General features: G+C 59.1%; 4 protein-coding genes and 1 pseudogene. 3 read left to right on the top strand and 2 right to left on the bottom strand.

What is annotated here, in order from left to right:
* Nucleotides 1–114 precede the first annotated feature (114 nt).
* Nucleotides 115–483, bottom strand: a complete 369-nt coding sequence (locus tag NKI72_RS35615) for a hypothetical protein (protein WP_352694167.1) — start codon at nucleotides 481–483, stop codon at nucleotides 115–117.
* Nucleotides 484–635: 152 nt separating this feature from the next.
* On the opposite strand from NKI72_RS35615, the gene NKI72_RS34595 reads away from it, so the two are divergent.
* A complete protein-coding gene (locus NKI72_RS34595) occupies nucleotides 636–905 on the top strand; it encodes a DUF6455 family protein (protein WP_352694166.1) in 270 nt (89 codons plus the stop codon).
* Nucleotides 906–962: 57 nt separating this feature from the next.
* Here NKI72_RS34595 and NKI72_RS34590 read toward each other — a convergent pair.
* Nucleotides 963–1,196, bottom strand: a pseudogene (locus tag NKI72_RS34590) (c-type cytochrome); the annotation flags it as partial.
* A 153-nt stretch (nucleotides 1,197–1,349) separates the two neighbouring features.
* Between NKI72_RS34590 and NKI72_RS34585 the strand changes: the two are divergent.
* The gene (locus NKI72_RS34585) at nucleotides 1,350–1,814 is read left to right on the top strand and encodes a group III truncated hemoglobin (protein ID WP_352757408.1); all 465 of its coding nucleotides are present in this window, start codon (nucleotides 1,350–1,352) and stop codon (nucleotides 1,812–1,814) included.
* 55 nt (nucleotides 1,815–1,869) lie between these two features.
* The gene (locus tag NKI72_RS34580) at nucleotides 1,870–2,328 is read left to right on the top strand and encodes an RrF2 family transcriptional regulator (RefSeq protein WP_352694164.1); all 459 of its coding nucleotides are present in this window, start codon (nucleotides 1,870–1,872) and stop codon (nucleotides 2,326–2,328) included.
* The last annotated feature ends 4 nt before the right edge of the window (nucleotides 2,329–2,332 follow it).

The following is a 2,332-nucleotide window of genomic DNA, read 5'->3' as shown; positions in this document are numbered from 1 at the left end:
ACCTCATTGCTACCGGCAGCCAGCAAGGAGAAAATGTCTTTCGCGCCGTGGACATCGGCGTGGCACTCGGCACTGGCCGGCCGGTCCTGGTCACCGCAAGCAATGTCGAACATGTCATGGCAAAAACCGTGCTGGTTGCCTGGAAAGACCCCGGGAGCGCGGCGGGATAGCAGATGCATTACCTTTTCTGGCCAAGGCAATTGAAGGCGTGATCGATACAATCGGTACTAAACGCGACGAAAGCATCCGTAACAGCCTCGCGACATCGCCGTCTTTCTTGAGCACCACGGCATCAGGGCGCGGAGCGAAATCATCCCCGGCGATGCTGATGGCGAACAGCTGGTGGCGTTCGCACACATGATTCATGCAGACCTGACTGTTTCCGGCGCATACGGTCATAGCCGGCTGCCGGAATGGTCGTTCGGCGGCGTTCGGCGGCGTCACGCGTACGCTGATCGAAGAGAGCAGCATCAACCGCTTCATGTCGTATTAGCCGCCGTTCGCATCAGGACCTTCACGCCCGTCGCTTGAGGCACGCACGACAGATATCGCCACGAGGAGTCACCTGTTGACCGAGATCAATGCAGTGGTTGCCGACATTGTAATGATCTGCCAGGAAACGGGAGCGAAACGACATGAGTTTTCTCGACTACCTAATTTCAGTTGACGCCAGGACCGCCTTGATGGGCCGCATGATGCAGAAGCTCGGCGTCGACAAACAATTGAAGGTCGTTCCGGACCAAGTTGCCGTCACCAATCGAGCGGTGGATCGGTGTCGCTCCTGCGGGCACCAGGATGAATGCTCGACTTGGCTCGATGAACACCAGCAAGCTGATGATCCGCCAGACTATTGCCGCAACCGCGACCTGATCGCACGGCTGCAGCAGGCCGCCGGCCAACGATAGAGCGGTCGTCCTAGGCATACCAGATCGCGTCACCAAGGCCGCGTGCTGCAGGTTCGTCAATTCCTGGGCGGTCATTGCTCGCGCAACGTTTCGCATCCTGCTGGCTGATGTCGTTCCGGCGCATACCGCCCGCGAATGCCTGCAACTCCGCTCTCATGTAAACAGCCGACCGGCCCTCAAGCCGGGGCTGGCCGCTTTGCTATCAAGGCTGCCAGGGCAGAAACCAGGGAGCGATGCGCGCAAAGGCGCGCCGTTAACGACAATGCGAGGCGCCGGCAGTTCCTGCGCGGGGTTATACGTGCGGTTTTGCGGACACCAGCAAGGTTGACCAATAAACATATATTGACAATGTTTCTTTAAGGTGCGATTCCGACTATCGATCGAAGGCCTCCTTTGAAGCAAATGCATCAATCGCCGTTGTGGACGAAAACCAAGAGCATGCATATGACTGCGAATGGCCGGACCAAGAGAACGATCGTCATCGGTGGTGCCCCGTTGCCAGACGTGCTTGACGAGGCCATGATCCGTCTTGTGGTTGACGGCTTTTATGATGAGATTCGCCGCGACGACCTTCTCGGCCCCATCTTTCATAATGGTATCCATCCTGAGGCGTGGCCGCGCCATCTGGCTAAGATGTGCGACTTCTGGTCCGCTACGCTGCTCCGGTCGTCCCGTTATGAAGGCCGTCCATTACCGCCACACCTGGCGATCTCCGGTCTTGGAGTGGCCCATTTCCGGCGTTGGCTAAAGCTGTTTCGCGCAACGGTGCGCCGTGTCTGCCCACCCGAGGTTGCGGCGCTGTTCATGGACCGCGCACTGCGCATATCTCACAGCTTCCGTCTCGCCGTCGCCTTCAGCCGTGGCGAGACTACGATGGGCATAGACCCGATCCTCGAGAAGGACCTGTGATGCGGGGTTGGTTTGTAAGTGGCTCCTGTACGAGAATTGCGAAGAGGAACCGTTCGTGCGGTTGACCAATTTCTCGGACTACGCTTTGAGGATGCTAATGTACGCGGCCTCTGCCGGTGATCGCCTGATCACGATCGAGGAGGTGGCACGCACGTTCAACGTATCCAAAACGCACCTCAACAAGGTCGCCAATACCCTGACGCGCGGCGGTTACTTGAAAGCGGTCCGCGGTCGCTCCGGTGGGCTAGCCCTCGGGCGGAGCCCCGAGATGATCCGGATCGGCGACGTGGTACGCCTGACGGAGCCAGATTTCGCGCTTGTGGAGTGCTTCGCGACCGGAAATCAGTGCGTGCTCACCGGCTGCTGCAAACTTTCAGGAATGTTCGGCGACGCGATAGCCTCCTTCCAGAACACGCTGGACCGGTACACGCTGGCCGACGTCGCGTTGATGCCCCAGGACTTTGTCGGCGGGCTGCCTGCATCCGAGGCTTCGGCGTACGATAAGCGGGGGTAAGGCC

This window comes from Mesorhizobium sp. M0437, assembly GCF_040321335.1.
Taxonomy (GTDB): Bacteria; Pseudomonadota; Alphaproteobacteria; order Rhizobiales; family Rhizobiaceae; genus Mesorhizobium.
This window is presented reverse-complemented; position numbering and strand designations above follow the sequence as displayed.

What these genes read in the sequence shown, in the direction of transcription:
- NKI72_RS35615 (WP_352694167.1), bottom strand. Translation starts at nt 483, where the DNA reads ATGAAGCGGTTGATGCTGCTCTCTTCGATCAGCGTACGCGTGACGCCG.
- NKI72_RS34595 (WP_352694166.1), top strand. Translation starts at nt 636, where the DNA reads ATGAGTTTTCTCGACTACCTAATTTCAGTTGACGCCAGGACCGCCTTG.
- NKI72_RS34585 (WP_352757408.1), top strand. Translation starts at nt 1,350, where the DNA reads ATGACTGCGAATGGCCGGACCAAGAGAACGATCGTCATCGGTGGTGCC.